This window comes from Pseudomonas sp. SIMBA_068 (assembly GCF_046534705.1).
Classification (GTDB): Bacteria; Pseudomonadota; Gammaproteobacteria; order Pseudomonadales; family Pseudomonadaceae; genus Aquipseudomonas; species Aquipseudomonas putida.
Window position 1 is genome coordinate 1 of the sequence record NZ_JAWRYI010001457.1, and the last position, 241, is coordinate 241.

1 protein-coding gene is annotated in these 241 nt (G+C 43.2%); it reads right to left on the reverse strand.

Translation table 11 applies throughout. From position 1 onward, the window contains the following. Nucleotides 1–241 (reverse strand): hypothetical protein (locus SB756_RS34460; protein ID WP_410913802.1); only part of this gene is annotated, 241 nt, incomplete at both ends.

Here is a 241-nt window from a genome sequence, read left to right on the forward strand (position 1 = left end):
CTGTTTTGTGCATCCCGTAACGTTGTGTTTGGTAAGGTACCAGACGAAGGTGATTTAACTTCCCAAACAAGCCCTGTTACGTTGTCACGAATACAGCTAAAGTCTTCACTTGAGTCATCAACTTCATCGGCAAACTGATTAAGTTTTGTATAATCAAACGCGAGATTTCCAATGCCTGCTTTATCTATGCGGTTAGCAAAGCTATCTCGACCGAGCTCTGCGTCTTGCTCAGGAAAGTCAT